At 77.0% G+C, this 2,800-nt stretch carries 3 protein-coding genes and 1 pseudogene; 3 read left to right on the top strand and 1 reads right to left on the bottom strand.

Annotation, left to right across the window (positions count from 1 at the left end; all coding sequences use genetic code 11):
- Together E2E34_RS33140 and E2E34_RS33135 are read left to right on the top strand one after the other, a co-directional pair.
- Positions 1-369: glycosyltransferase family 9 protein (locus E2E34_RS33140; protein ID WP_138905536.1), on the top strand; the 369-nt coding region annotated here is incomplete at its 5' end.
- Entirely contained in the window at positions 366-1,286 is a 921-nt protein-coding gene (locus tag E2E34_RS33135) for a glycosyltransferase family 2 protein (RefSeq protein WP_138905535.1), read from the top strand. The genes E2E34_RS33140 and E2E34_RS33135, both read left to right, overlap by 4 nt.
- A 66-nt stretch (positions 1,287-1,352) precedes the next feature.
- Here E2E34_RS33135 and E2E34_RS33130 read toward each other — a convergent pair whose 3' ends face one another.
- Positions 1,353-2,624 carry an MFS transporter gene (locus E2E34_RS33130; protein ID WP_208765407.1) on the bottom strand — a complete coding sequence of 424 codons (1,272 nt, stop codon included), beginning with the start codon at positions 2,622-2,624 and terminating at the stop codon, positions 1,353-1,355.
- 78 nt (positions 2,625-2,702) lie between these two features.
- Here E2E34_RS33130 and E2E34_RS37280 point away from each other — a divergent pair.
- Positions 2,703-2,800: pseudogene (locus E2E34_RS37280) on the top strand (aconitase family protein); the annotation flags it as partial.

Genomic DNA, 2,800 nt, shown 5'->3' with positions numbered 1-2,800 from the left:
GTGGTGGGCGGCGCGGGGGACGTGCCGTTCGGCGTGCTCGCCGCGCTCGTGGACCGGGCCCGCTGCGTGATCGTCGGCGACACCGGACTCGCCCACCTCGCGTCGGCGCTCGCCACCCCGTCGGTCGTGCTGTTCGGCCCCGTCGCCCCACGCCTGTGGGGGCCGCCCGCGCGCGCCCGCCACCGGGTGCTGTGGCATCCCGACGAGGGCGACGACTCGCCCCGCCCCGGGGACGCCCACGGACCGCTGCCGGACGAGCGGCTGCTGAGGATCACCGTCGAGGAGGTCGTCGAGGCGGTACGCGACCTGCCCGAGCCGGACCTGCGCAAGGCGGCCGTCCGGCCCCTGGTGCCGGAAGGCTCGTGGTGAGCGGGGAGGCCGCGCACCGCACCGGGCCCCGCCCCGCGGCGAGCGGGCGGCCGGCGGCCCCGCCCCGCACCGCGGTCGTCGTCATCACCCGGAACCGGCGCGCGAGCCTGCTGCGCACCCTGGACCGCCTGGCCGCACTGCCGGAACGGCCACCGGTCACGGTCGTCGACAACGGGTCCACGGACGGCACCGCCGAGGCGGTGCGCGCACGCCATCCGGGCGTAACCCTGCTCACCCCCGGCCGGAACCTGGCCGCCGCCGGGCGTACGTACGGGGCCGCCGCACTCGACACGCCGTACGTCGCGTTCAGCGACGACGACTCGTGGTGGGAGCCGGGCGCCCTCGACCGGGCCGCCGACGTGCTCGACAGCCACCCCCGGCTCGGGCTGGTGGCCGCCACCACGCTGGTGGGCCCGGACGCGGAGCCCGACCCGCTCAACGCCGAGCTGTGCGATTCGCCCCTCGGCCAGGAGCCGGACCTGCCCGGCCGGTCCGTGCTCGGCTTCCTCGCGTGCGCGGCCGTGGTGCGCCGTAACGCGTTCCTCGAAGTGGGCGGGTTCCATCCGCTGCTGGGGGTCGGCGGGGAGGAGCAGCTGCTCGCCATCGACCTCGACGCGCACGGCTGGGGCGTGGCGCACTGCCCCGGCGTCGTCGCCCGCCACGACCCGGACGCCGGCCCGCGTCCCGGCCGGCCGGCCCGGATGCGGCGCAACGAACTGCTCACCGCGTGGCTGCGGCGGCCGCTGCGCCGGGCACTCGCCCGGTCGTTCCGGCTGGCCCTCGACAGCCGCGACGATCCGCAGGCCCGGCTGGCCCTGGCCCAGGCCGCCCGGCGGCTGCCCGCCGCCCTGGCGCGCAGGCACCGGACGCCGCCCCGGGTGGAGCGGCGGCTGCGCCTGCTGGAGAGGTCGTCGTGAGCCGGTGACGGCGGACCGCCGCCGCCCGGTGGCCGGGCGGCGGCGGTCTCCCGCGCCGCGATGCCGTCAGGCGGCCGTGCCCAGGGCGGGCTGCCCGGCCAGGGCCGGCTGCTCCGTGCGCACGATCACCGCCGCCCCCGTGCGGCGGCGGCGCAGCAGGAAACCCGCCCCGATCGCCCCGGCGATGACCAGGCCGCCGGACACCAGCGCGCCCCGCGCCCCGGCCAGCTCCATCAGGAGGCCGAGAGCCGGCGGTCCCGCGAGGCCCCACGACGTCTTGACGGTGCCCCAGACACCGAGCACGCGGCCCCGCAGATGGGCCGGCGGGTCCGTCTGCAGGACGGTCGTCCCGGCCGTGTCGGAGACCGACTCGACCACCGCCATCGGCAGGACGAGGACCAGCAGCACGGCGAGCGACGGCGAGAATCCCGCCACCACCTGCAGCAGGGCGCCGGCCGCCGCGAGGGTGCCCACGAGCCGCACGGACGGCTTGCGCAGCCGGGCGCCGAGGACGGCGCCCACGATGCCGCCGACCGCGAGCACGGTGGACACGGTGCCGAAGGCCCCGGCGCCGCCCGCGAGCGGGCCGGTGACGAGTACGGCCAGGGTCAGCCCGTAGTTGCGGCCGAAGACCGCGCTGATCCCGGAGATGCCCGCCAGCGCGACCAGCCGGGGACGCCGCAGGAAGAACATGACGCCCTGCCGCACGGTCATGTCGTCGCCGGTGCCGTCGGCGTCGCGCGCGCCGTCCTCGGCGGCGGGGGCGGCGGGCCCGGAGCCCCGGACGGCCTGGTGCACCGGACGGAGGAAGGGGATGACAGCGGCCACGAACAGGAACGAGAACCCATTGGCGGCGTACGCGGCGGCCGTGCCGAGGAAGCCGACCGTGATGCCCGCCAGAGCGGCACCGGCGAGGCGGCCCGCGTTGTGCACGAGCGACCCCACGCCGATGGCGGAGGGAACGTCCTCGGTACGGACGAGATCGTTGCCCAGCAGCGAGCAGGCCGGGCCGTCGACGGTGGCGACGACCCCCGTCACGGCGGCCAGCGTCATCAGGATCGCCAGGTTGAGCTGGTCCGTCGCGACGAGGACCGCCGTCAGGAACGCGACGGCGCCGAGCAGTCCCTGGCTCACGGCGGCCGTCAGCTTACGGGGCCAGCGGTCGACCGCCGCGCCGCCCGCGAGGCTCATGAGCAGACCCGGAGCCGCCTGGACGGACATCGACAGTCCGGTGGCGGCGGCCGAGCCGGTGATCTGGAGCACCAGCAGGTTCTGGACCGTCAGCTGCATCCAGGTGCCGGCGTTCGACACGAAGTTGGCGACCGACCACCAGCGCATGCTGCGGTACTTGAGCGAACGCCACGGCGCGTGGTCGTCCGCCCCGCTCTTCGCGGGACGGCCGAAGCGCCGGCGGCGGGCGTCGGCGGCATCGAGGCCGAGGCCGCGATGCTCGGCCAGCCGGTCTCCATGCTGATCCCGCGCGTCGTCGGCTTCAAGCTGACCGGCGAGCTGCC

The sequence above is a fragment of the Streptomyces albidochromogenes genome (assembly GCF_005981925.1).
Taxonomy (GTDB): domain Bacteria; phylum Actinomycetota; class Actinomycetes; order Streptomycetales; family Streptomycetaceae; genus Streptomyces; species Streptomyces albidochromogenes.
The sequence above is the reverse complement of the archived record's forward strand: the minus strand, read 5'-3'. Positions and strand labels throughout refer to the sequence as shown.